Below are 18,839 nucleotides of genomic sequence, written 5' to 3'. Positions count from 1 at the left end.
TCATACCTAAGCATGTCCGGTCTTTTTTCATTAATCATCATTATTTTATAATTACATCTGGTTAGTATTTCTTTGTGCCTTTTTCAGATACACGATCAGTCTCACCGCAGCTGTCAGTGCTATGACTATCCACGTGAATATATTCGTATACCAGATTCCCCAGAATCCCATATCCAAAGCATACATGAGGAACAGCGCAAACACAACCCTGCCGCCGACCTCCAGGAAACCGTTTATCATGGAGAATACCACATCCCCCATACCGTTTAAGGCACCTCTCAACGTATAGATAGTTCCAAGTGCAACATACATGCTGCCCGATATCACCATGCCCTTTGCGCCAAGGCGGATAACCTCCTGATCCGTCACGAAGAAATGAATGATGTTTTCTCTGAAAAGCAGTATTGCAGCAAAGAGTACAGCGCTCAAACCTATTGTTATGCATTCCGCCTGCCATACAGCCTTTTTTATTCTGTCATATTGCCCTGCTCCAATGTTCTGTCCGGCAAATGTCGAAAGTGCAAGCCCAAGCGACGAAAACGGCTGGAATACTATCCCCTCCACCTTTCCGGTTGCAGTGTAAGCTGCCATGACCGCAGGACCATATCCATTTATAAGCGCCTGAAGAAGTGAGCACGATATGGATATCATAGAAGTCTGGACTGCCATCGGAAGTCCTATCTTGAAATCTGCTTTTAATATACTGTGATCCACCCTAAAGTCTTCTCGTCTGATTTTGAAATATGAATTGGTTTTCACTGCATATATTATCGAGCCTATTCCCGAGACAATCTGACTGAATACAGTTGCATACGCAGCTCCGGCAACTCCCATATCCAGATATACCACAAATATTATGTCCAGCACTGCATTTATAACTGATGCGATCATTAGGAATATCAGCGGAGTTCTCGAATCACCAAGAGCCCGCAGTATCGAAGATATTCCATTATATACCGCTACTGCCACCGTAAAGGCACAGGTTATCTTCATATATGTATACGCGTATGGAACTGTCTCCGCAGGCGTGTTCATAAGCCTGATGAGCGGCCCCGTAAGGCAGACCCCCAGCACACTCATGAGCAAGCCAACTCCCAATATCACGTAAATGGAATTTGCTATGGCTTTTCGCACAAGATCATCACGCTTTGCACCAAAATACTTCGCTATGACAACACCTATCCCAGATGCCATCCCACTACACAAAGAAAAGAACAGGAAACTTATCATTCCAACCGAACCGACTCCTCCAAGGGCATTTGCCCCGAGATGCCTTCCGACAACAACTGAATCAACCACACTGTAGACCTGCTGAAACAGGTTACCTATGAGCAAAGGAATCGAGAACTTCATGATAAGTTTCAGACTGTTCCCTTCTGTCATATCCATCACATGTTCTTTTCTATTTAATTGTTTCTCTGATACTGTACTGTTCAATACTTTCTCCACTATGTTCTCCTCTGACATTCATATATTACGTCTTATTCTTTCTGATCATTCACCCATACATAGTCTCGCAGTATCTTCTTTATACAATACAAATAATGCACATATTCTAATACATGCATATATAACCCTCTTATCTGCTAACCCGTTACAGCATCATAACATACATATAATAATGCGCAACGGCTAATTAGCTAATAAACTCAAGTTACATTCCTTTTAGTTCTCAATATAGTCTATATAATCACTCTCATCAGCAAATAACTGATACTGACCGTCCACATATCCCATATATCCATCTGACACGAAATAACCTTTTAACATAATCACGCCTCCTGTTCACTCTTTTGAACTGCATCTACAAAACGTTTTTTAGAATGCATTCCGCTCCTGCACTCCCTAATATGGCTCTATCTTACTTTGTCAAGTGTCCAAAAAAATGTACATCATGTTACTGTTTTTTTCGCACCATTATGCGTGACATGTATCTGTCTTCATATTATAATAGATATAACTTTTTTATATTATTTTATGCTGTCTTACTGCAGCGATGAGGAGGAAATATGTACTACGGAGCGCTCGAAGCCGGCGGTACCAAGATGGTATGCGCAATAGGTGATGAAAACAAGAACATAATAGACAGAATATCTATTCCAACAGATACGCCTGATCAATCTGTTCCAGTCATGATAGACTATTTTAAGAAACACAACATATCAGCACTTGGCATAGGAACATTCGGACCGGCAAATGTAAACCAGAATTCCCCATCATATGGAACCATTTTAAAGAGTCCTAAGAAAGCATGGGAGGGATTCAATTTCTATAAAACATTCAGTGAGGCTCTTAAGTGTCTGGTGGTTGTGGATACAGACGTAAATGCAGCTGCATGGGGCGAATTCCTATTCGGCGCATTAAAAGGACTTCGCTCTGGAATGTATCTCACCATAGGCACCGGTATAGGTGGCGGCGTGATAGCTGACGGACATCTCATCCACGGCATGATGCATCCGGAAACCGGTCATATCCTCATACCTAGACGTGATGGCGATGGCACGCCATGTTCATGCCGTTTTCATCAGAATTGTGCTGAAGGTCTGGCTGCGGGGCCTATGCTGGAGCGAAGAACCGGGATGAAGGGCAAAGACATCCCCGCCGACTCACCTGTATGGGATCTGGAAGCATACTATATAGCAGAAGCTCTTGTAAACTATACCATGTGCTACTCTGTTGAAAGGATAGTCCTTGGGGGCGGCGTCATGTCCAATGAATTTCTGTTTCCTATGATCCGCAAATATTACACCGAACTTCTCTCCGGATACATTGATATGCCACAGGTAAAGAATCCGGACACGTATATTGTACCTGCAAAGCTTGAAGGCAACCAGGGTATCATCGGAGCTATGAACCTGTTCTAAACCGGAAACTATACACACAAACACCCCATAATCTCATTTACAAATGAAATTATGGGGTGTTTGTTATATTTTTATCCAATTTTTATATCGCATCATTTAAAATTCTACGCAAAGAAAGCAAAATACAAAAGAACTATAACTCCAAGAACTATTCTGTACCATCCAAATATCTTGAAATCATGTTTCTTGATGTAGCCCATAAGGAATTTGATCACCACAATAGAAACAAGATATGCTACTACACATCCTATTATAAGTATAGCAAACTCTGCACTGGTAAATGAAAGTCCAAACTTTATGAGCTTAAGTGCACTGAGGCCAAACATGACTGGAACTGCCAGGAAAAATGTGAATTCCGCAGCTGCCACTCTGGATACACCCAAAAGCAATGCGCCTATGATGGTCGCACCTGAACGTGAAGTTCCTGGGATGATCGAAAGCACTTGGAACATTCCTATGAAAAAAGCGGTTTTGTATGTAATATCATTCAGCGTCTCAACCTTAGGTGTCCTGGTCTTATTCCAGTTCTCGATCACGATAAATGCAACTCCATAAAATATAAGAGCTATCGATATGACCACTGCGGTGTGCAGATGAGCCTCAATAAAATCATCAAACAATAACGTAACTACGGCTCCCGGTATACAGGCAACAACCGTCTTAAACCACATGCTCCATGTATCCTTCTTGAATACCGACTGCGTCTTATCTTTCATCTGGAACGGCCACATCTTGTTCCAAAAAATAGTTACTACCGCAAGTATTGCGCCAAGCTGTATGATGACAAAGAACATATCCTTAAACCTGTCGCTGGCATCGAGCGTGATAAACTCATCCACCAAAAGCATATGACCTGTACTGCTGATAGGCAGCCACTCTGTGATTCCCTCAACGATACCAAGGAACACTACTTTAAGTATCTCAATAAAACTAAGTGCCATTTTTTCTCTCCTTTTGATCCGACCTTAATCTCTGATTACCTTGCTACAGCCTTTTGTATCATTGTATCTGAATTGTCACTGTCAGCCGGCTGCGTCCTTTATAATAACATATTCTGCTACATTGTACATCATTCTTTTTTAAGCTTTAGAAAATGTTGAGATTCTGTTTACATTATATCTACATTTGAGCAGTTATATTGGGCTTTTACCACCCGTCTTTTGAAAAGTTTCAAGAAATTTACAGCTATCCGGAATGGCCGTCCCCCAGATCTCAACCAGCTTATCCACAGAAAATGCTGCATTTGCAGGACTTGTGGATGGAAGTATCACCGGTTCTATATCGAGTTCTTTCTGCTGGTATTTTGAAAAATACTTCCCGGATGTCTTTCCATTACATATGACCTTTGTCACCTTCGATGAACTAATTATTTTCCCAAGATCTGTAGGGATTACATTTTTTATGCTGCTGTCACTTGACCCTATGATGTCACAGCTGTATATAGCATCCCAGAGTGCAATGTGATGTGCATGAAGCATAATCTTCTTCTCATCAATGGTGGTTGGGAGTTCCTCCCCCAGCACCCTGCTCATAACCTTCCAGAATCTGTTCTGGGGATGTCCATAAAAGAACATCTGCTCTCTGGACTTCACTGATGGCAGACTTCCCAATATAAGAATCTCCGAATCATCATCATAAAGCGGTGGAAATGGATGTACTATATGCTCATATTTTTGTGATTTTTTGTTCTGTGATCCCATAACTCTGCCTCCCTTGTCGGACATCTATCCATAATAAATTCAGGCTCATTTTTAATACACAACCATTTTTGCCTAATATATTGTAATCTGCATGTTGGTAATACGCAAGGGTAATGCGCAAGGGTAATGCGCAAGAGGTAATGCACAAGAGGTAATGCACAAGAGGGTAATGCGCAGGAAACAATTTAATTTACATCCATAACAAATTCATGTATATTAATAAAGTTAACGCATTTTCGTACGATACTCACAATGTTAAGGAGATCTGGCGCAGTGCGGGGACAAACATATTTGGAGGGAATATTACATGAAAACCAGAGAATCTTTTAACAACAAATGGGGGTTCATCCTTGCCTGCATCGGATCAGCCGTGGGAATGGGCAACATCTGGATGTTTCCCACAAGGGTCTCCATGTACGGGGGCGGATCTTATCTCATCCCCTATTTTATATTTGTAGTACTTATAGGATTTACCGGAGTCATTGGCGAGATGAGTTTTGGCCGGGCTACAAGGTCTGGACCAATCGACGCATTTGGAATCGCTATGGAACGAAAAGGGAAACGAAAACTTGGAGAGCTGCTCGGCGGAATACCTGTGCTCGGTGCCCTTGCAATGGCGATCGGTTACACCGTAGTCATGGGATGGATACTCAAGTATATGATCGGTGCTTTCACCGGAAGCACGCTGTCTCCAGCTGACATAGACGGATTCAGTGCTGAATTTGGCGGCATGGCCTCTGCATTTGGCAATAATATGTGGCAGATCATAGCCCTCGTCATAGGAATCGTCATCCTCATGTTTGGAGTAGGGAATGGCATCGAAAAGGCAAATAAGATCCTGATGCCTGCATTCTTTGTGTTGTTCATCATTCTGGCTATATACGCGGCATGCCAGCCGGGTGCAATAGATGGATACAAATACATATTCCGCATAGAACCGAAGGTTCTCGCGGATCCAAAAACATGGATATTTGCCCTGGGACAGGCATTCTTCTCACTGTCTGTCGCTGGAAACGGAACTCTGATATACGGCTCCTACCTTCCCGACAGTGAGGACATTCCGGAAGCTGCAGGACGCGTGGCCCTCTTCGATACCATCGCTGCCATGCTTGCAGCGCTTGTCATAATACCTGCCATGGCGACTGCCGGAGCTCAGCTCGACCAGGGAGGTCCCGGACTGCTGTTCATCTTCCTGCCTTGTCTGTTCAAATCAATGCCGGGAGGATATATCATAGCGATCATCTTCTTTGTGGCTGTGTTTATGGCTGGACTGTCATCACTTATAAATCTATATGAAGCACCGATTGCAACTGTTCAGGAAAAATTGAGCGTCGGCAGAAAACCCGCATGCGCCATCATTGGTGCCATTGCAGTTGTCGTGTCCATCTGCATACAGGGTATCGTGTCAGACTGGATGGATATTCTGTCCATCTACATCTGCCCGCTCGGCGCAGGACTTGCCGGAATCATGTTTTTCTGGGTATGTGGCAAAAAATATGTTGAAGAGCAGGTCAACACCGGCAGGGATAAAAAATTTACAGAGAAATTTGTTCCAATCTGCAAATATATCTACTGTCCTGTATGTCTGCTTGTTTTGATCCTTGGAATCGTACTTGGAGGTATAGGCTAAACAGACAAAAGCAGTCTGACGGATCATCACCATGTATAACACTGGTGATGTACGCAGACTGCTTTTTCTTATTTTTTGTTATTCAGCACCCAGATATGTGTCGTTTATTCATCATCCGAAAGTCCAAATCCCTCTTCCAGGAACCTGTTCCACTCGGCATTATTGCTCTCAAGTTTTTTCTTCTGCATGATCCTGTTTCTATCTGTGAGGATGGAAAGCATCTCATCCACAATCTCCTCAAGTGGCAGCTCCTGATAGTGAGACAGGTATCCTATCATCCTTCCGGCAGTGAAGTCGGTATTCAGATTCTTTGTTATGAGGTCGCAGAACTCCTCCGGATACCCCCGGTCAAGCATCATATCATATAGTTCCATGCTCATCTCTGATCTCGGTTTCATTCAGATCTCCTTCCTATCACAAAGCTTGCCACCACTGTAAATATTGCACTGATCATAAGTTCTGTATAGTATCCCAGCCCTCTGCTGAGTATCATGCCCGGCAGGAGCAATGTGCTGCCAAATATCGGCAAGAACATCTCCATAAAGAGTTTTTCACTGATTCCCATACCACCCGGAAGAGGCAGCATATCAACCGCAACTGCTATGGCTCCCTGCATGAGAATGATAAGCCATGCTGATGATCCTGAAAGTCCAAACGCCTTGTACACAAACCATGTAGCTGCAAATAGTGATAATCTTTGCACAACTGTTATAATGAACACTACCACCAGCATCCCGAAATGTCCTACCATGTAATCCGCAGTCTGGTTATACTTTTCCATTGATGCCGCAAGCTTTTCCTCACGGGACTTCTTGTGTCTTAAAAACTTCATCCGCTCAAGAAGCCTGCCGCCATTCACCACAAATGCCTTCGCAAGCGATGGGTGGAACGCAAACAGCACCATACCAACCACGCACACAACGTTAAGTACAAGCCCAAGGTAAAATACCCACTGCACATCATCTATATATGTATGTATAAAACTCTGTCCAAATATGGCTATTCCAAGTCCCAGAAGTACCAGCACCAGCTTGTAAGTGATCGTCACTATGAGCAGCACCTGTGTGGAAACAGGGATTGGTATCTTCTTTTTCTTCATATAATATATCTGAGCCGGCTGTCCCCCCGACGCAGAGGGTGTGATGCAGCTGAAAAAGAATCCAACCGACGAGAACAGGAAACAGGTTCCCCGGTCTACCTTCACGCCAAGATTCCGCATCATATAGTGTATGATAATTGATTCTCCCCATATAAATACCACGACACATGCCACTCCCGGTACGAGCCACCAAGGATTCACCGTCTGAAGTATATCAGATATCTGTCCTATATCCTCGCCGTGAAACACTCCGTATACAGTTCCGGCAAATATGAGGACCAGGAACAATACGTTGAACATCATCTTTTTCTTATTTTCCATTTAACTTACTATCCTTTTTCATATCCGGGGCAATTCCCCTGTAAATACAGTGCGAACTTCATGCACAATGCTAGTATATCATGGATCATTCAATTAAATGGCAAAAAAGGGTGGTTTTTACTTTAATTATTTGTAATGTAAGTTTTGTATGGCATACACATTCTATTTTTCACTGTTCAGGATCGGCAGATTCTGGTTCTCCTCCCAGAGAGTCGCAACCTCTGTTCCATCCTTGTGGCAATACACTATCTTATTTATAACTCTTGGCTCCTCATCGCCATAGTATATATCTGAACTGCCTGTATGCTCATGTTCAGTCTGAGGGATAGCCGCGCCCTCTCTATATCCTCCAAAGCTCTGGTATGCCTCACCTGACATCCACGACCTTGCATTTCCAAATATATCAAGTGATGTCAATCCCTGCTCCCCGAGATAAAATTTGAATACACCGCTATCCATTTCATCTGAAGTGCTTATATCTACTATCTGTCCCATTCCCTCAAGTCCATTCTAAGGAGCAGACGCATGTTAGGCGCTTCGCGCGGCGTCTGCGTACTTCACAAGGAATCCTCCCACTTACGTGGGTCCCTCCTTATGAAAATAAAATGCTGTGAATTTCGAAAATTCTTCACAGCATTTTTCATCGTTTATATTTTGTCAGATTTTCTTCTCTTTGACTAGAAACTGTGGCCTCCACCGCCACCGCCGATGCCTCCGCCTCCGAATCCACCGCCGCCGATTCCGCCATGACCGCCGGATCCAGATCTTGTACTTCTCGTTTCACTGATCATATCATATTTATGATTCATGTTATATGAAACCTTTGTACCGGTAAGCAGATTTTTTGAACCCATGTCATATACCTTTGAAGTCTTCTTCATCAGAAGATAATTAAGCAATATAGAAAATATTATTGCAAGGAGTATGTTGCTGATATGCTTCATGGGACGGCTTATCTGCTCTCCTGCCAGCAGCGTATTTATCTGCTTGAATGCCTCGTTTGCACACTCAAAATATTTCTCTTCGCTTGCATATTCATAGACATTGTCTGTTATCGTATACGCATTTGTCTTGGTTATGATCTTGTATGGTTCGCCATACGAATAGATGTATATCTGTCTGTTACGCATATCAATGAAGAACATAACGCCATCGCGGGTGCCAAATTCTCTTTTATAGGCAGATTCCGCATGGTATGCTGTAGATTTGTACATAAGGTTCGATGTCACACACAATACATTGCAATAACGGGCAGTCTCCTTCATAGTCTCTGTCAATTGTGCCTCCTGACTTTCAGTCAGCACATCTGCATCATCTTTGATTACCACTTCATGCTGGTGACTATACGAATCATCCTGATCCTTCTCAGATGCCTGAGCAGTCACTACACCATTACATCCCATAACCCCAAACAGCAGTATGATCATTACAGTGATCACCATTCTGGTAATTACCGCTCTACGCACGATGATCACCTCCCTTATACTCAAACTGTGGAAGTGGTCTTGTGGACATCCGGTTGTGGCTGATAACCAGATCTATGAGTGTCAGAATGGTTGCAGCACACACCAGAAGCACGCATCCATAATAATACTTGTCCATAACAGGTTTTATCAACACGACCGCTACAGACAGAATGGTGGCAAATGCAACAAATAATCCCATGACGCCACTTTTTCTTTTTACTCTTCTCACGTTTACTATGCCTTTTACTGCCCCATAAATGGCTACCAGACACGAAATACATGCCACAACATAACTGGCCTTTCCCATAATATCCCAGTTAAAAAGAAATGGATTTATATCAAACTTCAGGCAGAATAATACTATTATGCACACTATCAGCTGTATAACTTCCAGAAAGCAGGAAAACTTCACAAATGAAGTTATCTTATTTTTTATTTTTCTTTTTGTGTCTTTTTGTGGCTTTTTTGTTTGCAGCTTTTTTGTTTGTAGCTTTTTCTTCTTGCCTCCACTTTTCTTTGCATTGAGTGTGTGCCTTGCGAAGAATCCCAGATCATTTTCATGTGTCTCTACATCTGCTATCTTCTCCATCTCATCGCAATATACCATGGTCACAAGCGCACCTATCGCAGATACAAATGCCAGTAGCACGCCAGGTCTCACCGTAAGAAATAAGTTCAGCAAAAAGTATAATGGGATCACTCCTATCAGGCATCCCAGCAGGAACTTGCCGATATCAAGCGGTATATCCGCAGCCACTTTGCCCGTGCTGCCATTTACCGCTGCATATGCAATACGCTTTCCGTTCTTGTATGACAAAAGCCATACCGGAAACAATCCGGTTTTTACTCCAGTGATCTTTATATCCATCGTTTCTGACAATGGCTCCTCAGGTTCACCGATAGCATCATATGTACATAGATGATGCTTTATCTTCCTCATCATCACATCATGCGCCATATCTCCTGTCACCTGCGCTATCTTATCCCTGTAAACCTTATAATCCACATCCGGCAGATCCGCATAGAATCCGCTCAGATATCCCATGGAAAATGGCTTCATATCCACCGAGTCAAATGGTGCCACCTTGCTGCTGAGATCATCTGGAAACAGCGATGATGCGTCCATGGTTATATTCTCGTAATGATTATCCGCAAAGCATCTTACATTATACGTATGACTGACTGTATCAACCCCTGAAGTATAGCTGTCCGTCGCCCTGACAGTGGTTTTACCTTTCTGGTCAACATCACACAGCCAATAAGGCATGTAGATTCCACGGAACTCCTGCACATTTCGTCTGTGTTTCAGTCTGTTCGGCGCGTATATCGCCCTCTTCATGACTGTGGCATATGATGCCTTGCACATGTCCTTCGTCACCGCAAACGGTATCACATAATCCGGTCTTCTCTCACTTTTCAGCCGGCTGGAAAGCATAGTTGCTGCCCCGCAGTAACTGCAGAATCCCGTCGCTGATTCATCCGTACTGTATATCTCCCCACCGCACTGCGGACAAATGAATACAGTAAGCTCCATAAGCTTGCGTTCCTCGCTGTCCTCATCCTTGTCGACAATCTCCGGCTCGTATTCATTTCCACATGCTTTGCAGTACATTTTCTTTCTTGCTATATCATATACCAGATTGCTGCCACATCCGGCACATTGTATCATATGTATTTCCCCCTGTAATATAAATTGTGAAAGATTATTGACGAAATAACCTAACTCATTATACTACCTCTTTTTATAAAGAACCAGCTCCGGATTTGTACCTTCCGCCTCATATGTCGATATCATAACAGATTGCGGGAATTGGGGAAAGCAACGGGGTGTTGCTCTGTTCCTATACCGACTGCGTAAACCGGCATTTCGGGAAGCCCGAGCAGCCTATAAATTTGCCAAATTTCCCCGATCTTTCAACCAACTTTTTCCCGCATTCCGGGCATATCATAGACATCTTTGCAGGTGCAGACTTAGCCTCTTCGGTCTTATCACCAAGCAGCTCAGCAACCTCTTTATCTGTTAGTATCTCTGCTGTGCATTCTCTCGCAACCCTCACCGGTTTGCACATCCATACCGACTTATCGCCTATCATGTAAAATCTGAATTTTGCCCTTGTCGCTGCAACATTGACGATATTATTGTTCACCCAGTTGACTGCTCCCATAGATTTGCTGTCGCATCCGAGTAGGAATATAACCTCATCCGTTCCCTGGCCCTGGAAAGTGTGCACTGTTCCAATGTTATTTGCATTAAGCCATTTCCTGACTCTTGGCTCTTTTCCATATAACTCCGATTTCTTTATCATCTTCAGCATTCCCTCTTTGACCGATGTAAATGGCGTGATGATAAACAGCCTCGGAATATCGATAGGATCCCGTTCAAATTTTCTCTCCAGTAGTTTCAGAACAAGCTCGCCCTGCGCCTTGACAAAGTGATCCTTCTTGCCCGAATTCTCAGCACCTGCTACATCTATCCAACAGCTCTTGTCCAGGATAAATGTTCTTGCCCTGTCCTCCTTAGGAGCTGCCGTCTGCTGCTTCATAGTTCCATCATATGAAAGCACATTTGAGATTGTGTACATCGGGTCAATGCAGCGCCTATGGACTACCAGTGGGCAGCCTACCCACTCTTTCTCCTCATCCTTTCCAAGATAAGTTCCATACGGATTTATATAGTCAGCAAAAGCCTGCACAGAGATTTTCTTATCCTTGTAACCTGCCAATATCTCTGCTGTAAGCAACTGTTTTATCATGTCAGTCTCTGCGGTGACCACAGGCTCGATCTGCTTTGGATCTCCGACTATGATCGCCTTTCTGCATCTGAACATCGCACCAACTGCCATCTGCGGCTGTGCCTGTCCCGCCTCATCGACGATAAGAGTTCCAAGCACTCCGCTTTTCTTCACATCGCCCAGAAATGTCTGCGCAGAAGCAAATGTTGTGGATATTACAGGGGTGAGCAGGAAAATGCTCTGAAGCATGTACGGCATGGCTTCTTCTCTGTCTGCAAGCTTCATCCTCTCACCACAATCATCAAACACATTCCACGCTATCATCAGGTTGATGATATTATGCCGCATACATTTTGAAGAAATGACGAATTCCTTGTGCAGCTTACATGCATACAGGAATAACTTTTCACGCTCTCTATTGTACTGGGCGGTAAACCATGGATTGGTTATCTGTGCTTTTGTTGACAGCCTGTCGTCCTCGGATACATAACGTTCCATAAATACAGCGTCCACCGGGGTCATCTTCATCTGCCCATGCGAGTATTTTGAAATACACCGTTGGTATTCCTGAAGATTCTGCAAGCCTGATATCCTGTTGTTCAAAGAAGCTATCTCTCCATTAAGTTTTGATATTGTCGCTTTCTTCTCCTGAATGAATATATCTCTTGCAGATGTATCCTTACGCCTTGCGAACAATCCCTTCGGTCTGCTTTCCTCAAGCTCGATCAGCTCTTTTTGTTCAGCAAATAACTGACGCTCAAGCATCTGCCGCTTTCTTTCCACATCACTTATTTCACATGACAAATCCTCTGGTGCATTTTCCTGCAGCTCCATAGGAACCGAACCTGCCAGAACACAGATCTGTCCTAATTCTTTTCGTAAGTTTTCAACCAATTTGTACTGAGATAAAAACTTTTTTCTTACCTCCAGATATTTTGCCTTATGCTGCTCTCTGACATAATTTGATCTATAGTCCTCCACAAATGGCTTCAGGACCGAATTGCAATACTTACGGATATTTGCCTTTCTGCCAAACGGAGCGGATATCAATCCCCAGCAGTCAGCTCCGCCTAAAAGTTTATCCGCATAACGCGTAAAATAAATATCCTTCTCTTCATGGTCCTTGCCATATCTGGTTACAGTCTCCACATCATCGGTCTTGTTGATGTCAAACAAATCATGAACCTCATCCAGGCCGCAGCGGATCTCCTCTTCGTCATCCCCAGACGACTCCAGACTATCAAGTATATCCCTCGCCTTCGGAAGGTCTATCGTGATATTTTCCACCGCCGCATTGTTACATGACGCGACCAGCATACTATAGTTGTTGATCTCATCAACATTTATCGAATAATAATGAGGCGCATACTGGTAATAAGCATTTGCATTTGTCTCTAGCGGTCCATGAGAAAATGAATGCATTTCGAATATAGAGTCTGGATCTTCTGCGTTCTCAGCGAGAAGTCTGGCACGCTCAACGATATTGCTTGCCACGATCTCCTTGAGCAATGTAGTCTTTCCCGTTCCGGGAGGTCCGTTTACAGAAAAAACTGGAGCATCCCCGCCCTGTCTGATCGCTATATTGACCGCAACCTGCTGCATCAACGCCGGCATATATTTGGCCGGCCATTTACCCCTTGGCGAATTTGTGACATTGAGGACTTTATCAAATAACCGCTTCATCTCACTTTTTCCCGCATCCGGCGAGATGATTGTTCTCGGTAAATCGTCTGGGCCTTTCGACTTTTCGTACCCTGCCAGAATGTACTCGATCACTTTCTTCTCATATTCATTCCCATCGCCAAAGTTCCCGTTCTGAACTAGCTCTGACAACTGGATAATGTCATTCAAAAAGAAGCTTTTACCCAGATCCGCATAGTCAAATGCGTCCTCGTCCGCATCTCTGGCCTGTTCGCTCGCATACCTGTTGTATTCGGCAATTCCCATCGATTCCTGAGGATCATCTAAGAACCTGCGTTTCACATACTCATTAAAAATCTTTTCATATATGGTTGAAATGAACTCATCAACATTCTGGTTCTGCAGTTCCTCATCGATCTCTCCAACAAGTTCTTCATACTCGCTAGTATCGAGAGAAAAGTCATGACTATTATGTGCTCTTGACGCATCCCACTTGGCAACTGCCCACAGTATCGATGACAGCTGGAAACTGTTCTTAAGATACACACCTTTCGTATCTGTCTTGAATGAGCACCACGCGATCGCACTCTTTTTCGGATAAGCTATCTCAGGATTATCGGATTTATCCTCTATAAACTTCTCAAGATAATCAACTACTGTATTCCGCTCTACCTTCCCCAGGCAAAAATGGATCTCATCACCAACCGAAGGAAACTTCGCATAGCCGTCCCTGTCATTTTCCAGGATCATTTCCATATCAATATCAGGAGATGACAAAACTGGCAAATCAAAGAAGACCTCGATCTTCTCTGCCTTAACCTCTTTGCCATTCTTAATATTCTTAATTAGCTTTTTGTTCTCTGTACTTTCCTGTGGAATGTCGGTCTGACCTAGAAATTCTGTGATTTTCCAGTAGTTTAAGATTTCCAGGACTGCGTTCTTTCTTTTGTCTTCCATTCGATGTGCTCCTTGTGGTGTAACTAGTGCAATAACTTTTTATAATTATTGTACAGATAAACAGAAGTATTTTCAATTTATTCATACTGAATTACGACAAAGTCCTGGATTGTCGCTTAGCTGGATTTTTTATAATATCTTTTATTTCTTTAATCTTCCCATGCTTTATCAATACATGTGCAACTATCCCCCAACAATCCATTTTTAATATTTCAACAATAATCTCTTTCGGATTCGGAATCTTAACATTATCTGATGGCATTCTATTTATTATATTTTGAATGTCATCAATTTCTGGATATTCCATTCTCAATCGCATATTCAAATCCCATCCATTTTGAATATATTTCGGATCTAAACTTATACAATTAATTAGTTGATTTGTATACTGCAGATCGGCCCCTGCCTTTACATCATCTTTAGTTTCTTTAAAGTTAATAAGATTTTGCGCCACATAGAACATTTCTTCTTGAAAAAATATCAAATTACTCACCTCCAATTCTAATTATTTACGATAATCTAGTGCTTTGTAAATATCTAATATTGTCGAATGAAGGTAGTTTTTAAATACATATACGCTTTTCAATAATATATAAAATCGCTATATAAGTAAAGTTCTCTACATATCGGTTTCTTTTGCAATAAAATATGACCTCCTATGATCCATATTTAATCATAGGAGGCACTTAAATCCTACACTATAGACTGAATTAAATTGCAGTTACATTAACAATTGTTTCGGATAACTCGAAATAATAAAATATTTTTTCGTCGCTTTTTTAAGAAGAATTTTTCTGCTAATTTATGGTTGACTTTTCATGGCTGGTCTCCAGCTTAATATTTATGTACAGATGTCCATCTGCTTATAATTTACCAACCGTATAATTAAAAATCAATATTCACTTATCAGCTCTTGTCCATACATAGACATTACTGTAAAATTGTCCACAAAAATGCCAGTGCATATTTAACGTACACTGGCATTATGATTTGGCAAAATTTAATTTTCTCCAATGAAACAAATTGGAATCTATCAACTTACATTCAAAATACTAAACGGATATGTTTTTTCACCTTATCATTTCCTTCCCATCTACTATCGTTTCTGTTACATATTACTCTTTATCCGTAATTTCCCAATATCCACTGAATCCGCGCCCAACATAACATACATTATCCATTTCTTTTATATGACGTTTAATTGTTTTAGAGCTTACACCCAATGCAATTGCCATCTTCTCTGTACTAATTTTATTGTCTTTACGAATCAAATTCAGAATCTTCACATCCAGTTTGTCTTGAGGGACATCTTGAGGAACACTGTAGTTCAAATTCGGCATCACAACAGTAAACTGATATCTATCTGAACGAAATGTTGGTCTCTTACCCTCACTATAATTAATTTGAAATTCATATCCACTAATAATCTTTCCAAATCCACTACCTTTACGCTCCATATATCCAAGCCTGTTGAACACATCCGCAAGCAACGCTACAATCAAGCTACCAAAGGACATCAACAATGCTAATATCCCAATGAAAATCGAAATGCTCTCATAAGCCGTCATCGGCGCTAAGCAAGCACCCCCAGACACTTAACGCCCTGTCATGGGTACTTTCCCTAAAGAGTACCCTAACATAAGAGCTAATGCTCCTGCAAGGATAAATAAAAATTATTGATTATCCCTCTACGTCGCAAAATACTATTTAGCATCGGTTACAATCGGAAAGTTCATTTCAACAATAAACTCTTTTTTTTCTATTTTTGCTTCAATCTCTCCATCCATCCGACTAACCAACTCCTTTGCAATAGATAGTCCCAATCCAGTAGATGTTTTACTTCTGGCAACATCTGCTTTATAAAATCGCTCAAATACCTGATCTATATTAATCTGTTCTGGATGTGTAACCTGATTGCTAATTCTAAGCACCGCCTGATTTTGATCACGTTCCAACACAATGCCAATCTTCTTTTCTCCATGATCCAGCCCATTTTTTATCACATTCTGGATAACACGGCGGAGTCCCTGCCTGTTTCCATGTATATACAACTGTTCTTCCGTAATCTGAATATCCGGCCGAATTTCCATTCTTACCCATTCATCATAGTATGAAAAAACTGTTTCTTTCAAAATCCGGTTCATACAGCACAATGTCAATTCCAAACTGTAAGATCCGTTTTTTAACTTTGTAAACATAAAAAGTTCTTCCAACATTTCATTCAGACTATGAATTCTTTCGTGGATAATGCTTAAATAACGTTTCTGATCCTCTATATTTTCACATTCTTCCATTAGCTGGAAATATCCGTCCAAAGATGTCAGTGGTGTGCGGATATCATGAGAAAGATTTGTATAAGTGTCCGCAATCAGAGCTTCTTTCTCCTGATAATGCTGCTTCTCTTTTCTTCGCAGTTCCAGAAGCTCATTCAACTTGTCAGAAAGCTTTCCTATTCCACCCACATCAAATTCATGGTTAATCAACATGTTACTGTCATGTTTCATCATAAACGCCAATTGGCGGCAGATGTCTTTCACCTGCCGCTGGTATTTCCACATAATAATAAATTGTAAGATAATAATTCCTGCTAATATCCCAATTACGATATACATCCGTTAAATATCCCTCTTTTGAAAAACAACACTGCTTACTGATATCATCATAACGATGAACACTATTGCCACACCAAATGCCGCCAAACACTCATTTCCACTCGGATTCATAGGAAGCAGTGATAATTTTCCTGTTATCGTATACTTATAAATCTGGAAATTCTGAATTCCTATTTTTTGAATAGCACTATTGATCACCCCATACACAATGGTCATTACATTCATGCTAAGACAGACAGCAATGACCATGCTGATTACATTATTTTTCAAAATAATTGCAATCGCCATACAAATCAGCACAAGTGCATAATGAAGAGCCAGTTCAGTCACAAAATAAGATAAAATTGCCTTTGTATTTCCCCATTCCAATTCCCCGAAAACAATACCATTCGCCGCTGCCTGAAATAAGAATGCACCTGCCATTGTCAGTACCGTAAAGACAGCCAAGGCAATTGCCCTGGAAAAAATCAGAGTTCCTCTATTTCTAACCTGACCTCCTATATTCTTAATATATCCGCTACTGATATCCGCTGTTGAAAACAGGACAGTAAAAATCACCAAAAGCAGTGCATACAATTTTCCTTGGGAATTGGCAAAAAAGATATCATATACCGTCACCTTTTCTCCCGGCTCCGTAGGCAGCGTTACCATCATTCCCACATTAATATTATCCACAGTAGGTTCAGTAACCTGCTCCTGTTTCATGGCATCCTTTTCAGTCAAAAGCTCATAATCCGTCTTGCATAAAGATGTTGTAATCAATAATATTGCTGCCAGTACGATCCAGATTACATACATACTTTTGGTTTTAAGCATCCGGTATAAATCCATTTTTATTATATTAAGCATGATCCGCACCTCCCGTCAGATTCAGAAAATAAGTTTCCAGTTCTTCACTGGTTATGGAAATCCCTTTTACCGGAATTCCTGACTTTGCAAGTTCCATATTCAACGCTGCACTTTCATTCAATCGTTCAAAAATATGAATATGCTCTTTATCTGTTACCTGATAGTTGGTAAATCCCATAGAATCCAGCACCGGAATCGCCTGTTTCGGATGATCCAATGTCAACTCTATCCGTTCACTGCATCTTCTTATTAATTCTTCTCTTGTAATTTCCTGTAATAAACTTCCATTATGAATAATTCCATAATCAGTAGCAATCTTCGATAATTCCCCAAGAATATGACTGGAAATGCATATTGTCATATTCTTCTCTTTCTGAAGTCTCTGAATCGTATCCCGGATCTCTGCAATACCCTGTGGATCCAATCCATTGATTGGCTCATCAAGAACTAATAAATCTGGTTCTCCAACCAAAGCAAGACCAATTCCCAAACGCTGTTTCATTCCAAGTGAAAAATGTTTTGTTTTTTTCTTTTCCACATTCTCCAGACCGATAATTCTCAATATTTCTTCAATATAACTTTTTTTCTTTATTCCAAACAGCTTGCATTTGATATTCAGATTTTCATATGCAGTCATATTTCCATAAAGTCCCGGTGCCTCAATCAGACATCCTATCCGTGATCGAACTTTTTGCAAATCTTTTCCCTTGTATCCGAACATCTCGATTTCTCCACAAGTTGGCTTGGAAAGTCCACTGATCATCTTCAGACAAGTTGTCTTCCCAGCTCCATTCCGACCGATAAAACCATAAATAGCACCTTTTTTAATATGCATATTGACACTGTCCACAGCTTTATGGTGTCCATATTGCTTAGTCAAATTTCTTGTTTCCAATAACATTTCGCTCAAGTTTTTCATCTCCTTTTTCTTATCTGCATTTATCATAAAGGAATAATCCTAATCAAAC

16 protein-coding genes are annotated in these 18,839 nt (G+C 41.6%); 2 read left to right on the top strand and 14 right to left on the bottom strand.

What is annotated here, in order from left to right; all coding sequences use genetic code 11:
- Positions 1-51: 51 nt before the first annotated feature.
- The gene (locus NQ536_RS03120; protein WP_004853745.1) at positions 52-1,467 is read right to left on the bottom strand and encodes an MATE family efflux transporter; all 1,416 of its coding nucleotides are present in this window, start codon (positions 1,465-1,467) and stop codon (positions 52-54) included.
- A gap of 542 nt (positions 1,468-2,009) precedes the next feature.
- Between NQ536_RS03120 and NQ536_RS03115 the strand changes: the two genes are divergently transcribed.
- Entirely contained in the window at positions 2,010-2,864 is an 855-nt protein-coding gene (locus NQ536_RS03115; protein WP_004853747.1) for an ROK family protein, read from the top strand.
- Positions 2,865-2,968: 104 nt separating this feature from the next.
- Here NQ536_RS03115 and NQ536_RS03110 read toward each other — a convergent pair whose 3' ends face one another.
- Both NQ536_RS03110 and NQ536_RS03105 read right to left on the bottom strand, forming a co-directional pair.
- Positions 2,969-3,805 carry an undecaprenyl-diphosphate phosphatase gene (locus NQ536_RS03110; protein ID WP_004853748.1) on the bottom strand — a complete coding sequence of 279 codons (837 nt, stop codon included), beginning with the start codon at positions 3,803-3,805 and terminating at the stop codon, positions 2,969-2,971.
- A gap of 192 nt (positions 3,806-3,997) precedes the next feature.
- Positions 3,998-4,564 (bottom strand): DNA-deoxyinosine glycosylase, encoded by a 567-nt coding sequence (locus NQ536_RS03105; protein ID WP_186814608.1) that lies wholly within the window; start codon positions 4,562-4,564, stop codon positions 3,998-4,000.
- A gap of 307 nt (positions 4,565-4,871) precedes the next feature.
- On the opposite strand from NQ536_RS03105, the gene NQ536_RS03100 reads away from it, so the two are divergent.
- Positions 4,872-6,194: a sodium-dependent transporter gene (locus NQ536_RS03100; protein WP_004853750.1), complete on the top strand. Its 1,323-nt coding sequence runs from the start codon at positions 4,872-4,874 to the stop codon at positions 6,192-6,194.
- Between the two features lie 104 nt (positions 6,195-6,298).
- Here NQ536_RS03100 and NQ536_RS03095 read toward each other — a convergent pair whose 3' ends face one another.
- The 11 genes from NQ536_RS03095 to NQ536_RS03045 form a co-directional block, all read right to left on the bottom strand.
- On the bottom strand, positions 6,299-6,592 hold the full coding sequence (locus tag NQ536_RS03095) for a hypothetical protein (protein ID WP_004853751.1): 294 nt from the start codon (positions 6,590-6,592) through the stop codon (positions 6,299-6,301).
- A complete protein-coding gene (locus NQ536_RS03090) occupies positions 6,589-7,614 on the bottom strand; it encodes a lysylphosphatidylglycerol synthase transmembrane domain-containing protein (RefSeq protein ID WP_004853752.1) in 1,026 nt (341 codons plus the stop codon). The genes NQ536_RS03095 and NQ536_RS03090 overlap by 4 nt, the downstream gene beginning before the upstream one ends.
- A gap of 162 nt (positions 7,615-7,776) precedes the next feature.
- The gene (locus tag NQ536_RS03085; protein WP_004853753.1) at positions 7,777-8,109 is read right to left on the bottom strand and encodes a hypothetical protein; all 333 of its coding nucleotides are present in this window, start codon (positions 8,107-8,109) and stop codon (positions 7,777-7,779) included.
- Positions 8,110-8,291: 182 nt separating this feature from the next.
- Positions 8,292-9,080 carry a TPM domain-containing protein gene (locus NQ536_RS03080; protein ID WP_155803900.1) on the bottom strand — a complete coding sequence of 263 codons (789 nt, stop codon included), beginning with the start codon at positions 9,078-9,080 and terminating at the stop codon, positions 8,292-8,294.
- Positions 9,073-10,749, bottom strand: a complete 1,677-nt coding sequence (locus NQ536_RS03075) for a hypothetical protein (RefSeq protein ID WP_004853755.1) — start codon at positions 10,747-10,749, stop codon at positions 9,073-9,075. Before NQ536_RS03075 ends, NQ536_RS03080 begins: the two co-directional genes overlap by 8 nt.
- A gap of 172 nt (positions 10,750-10,921) precedes the next feature.
- Complete coding sequence (locus NQ536_RS03070; protein WP_004853756.1) at positions 10,922-14,410, bottom strand: AAA domain-containing protein; 3,489 nt, start codon at positions 14,408-14,410, stop codon at positions 10,922-10,924.
- A 91-nt stretch (positions 14,411-14,501) separates the two neighbouring features.
- The gene (locus tag NQ536_RS03065) at positions 14,502-14,894 is read right to left on the bottom strand and encodes a hypothetical protein (RefSeq protein ID WP_044998386.1); all 393 of its coding nucleotides are present in this window, start codon (positions 14,892-14,894) and stop codon (positions 14,502-14,504) included.
- A gap of 631 nt (positions 14,895-15,525) precedes the next feature.
- A complete protein-coding gene (locus NQ536_RS03060) occupies positions 15,526-15,978 on the bottom strand; it encodes a winged helix-turn-helix transcriptional regulator (protein WP_004853758.1) in 453 nt (150 codons plus the stop codon).
- A gap of 135 nt (positions 15,979-16,113) precedes the next feature.
- Positions 16,114-17,022 (bottom strand): sensor histidine kinase, encoded by a 909-nt coding sequence (locus NQ536_RS03055; protein ID WP_004853759.1) that lies wholly within the window; start codon positions 17,020-17,022, stop codon positions 16,114-16,116.
- Positions 17,023-17,025: 3 nt separating this feature from the next.
- A complete protein-coding gene (locus NQ536_RS03050; RefSeq protein WP_004853760.1) occupies positions 17,026-17,871 on the bottom strand; it encodes an ABC transporter permease in 846 nt (281 codons plus the stop codon).
- Positions 17,864-18,817: an ABC transporter ATP-binding protein gene (locus tag NQ536_RS03045; protein WP_004853761.1), complete on the bottom strand. Its 954-nt coding sequence runs from the start codon at positions 18,815-18,817 to the stop codon at positions 17,864-17,866. Before NQ536_RS03045 ends, NQ536_RS03050 begins: the two co-directional genes overlap by 8 nt.
- Positions 18,818-18,839 lie beyond the last annotated feature (22 nt).

This window comes from Coprococcus eutactus (genome assembly GCF_025149915.1).
GTDB lineage: Bacteria > Bacillota > Clostridia > Lachnospirales > Lachnospiraceae > Coprococcus > Coprococcus eutactus.
Note: the sequence above shows the minus strand (reverse complement) of the source record. Positions and strands in the feature narration are given on the sequence as shown.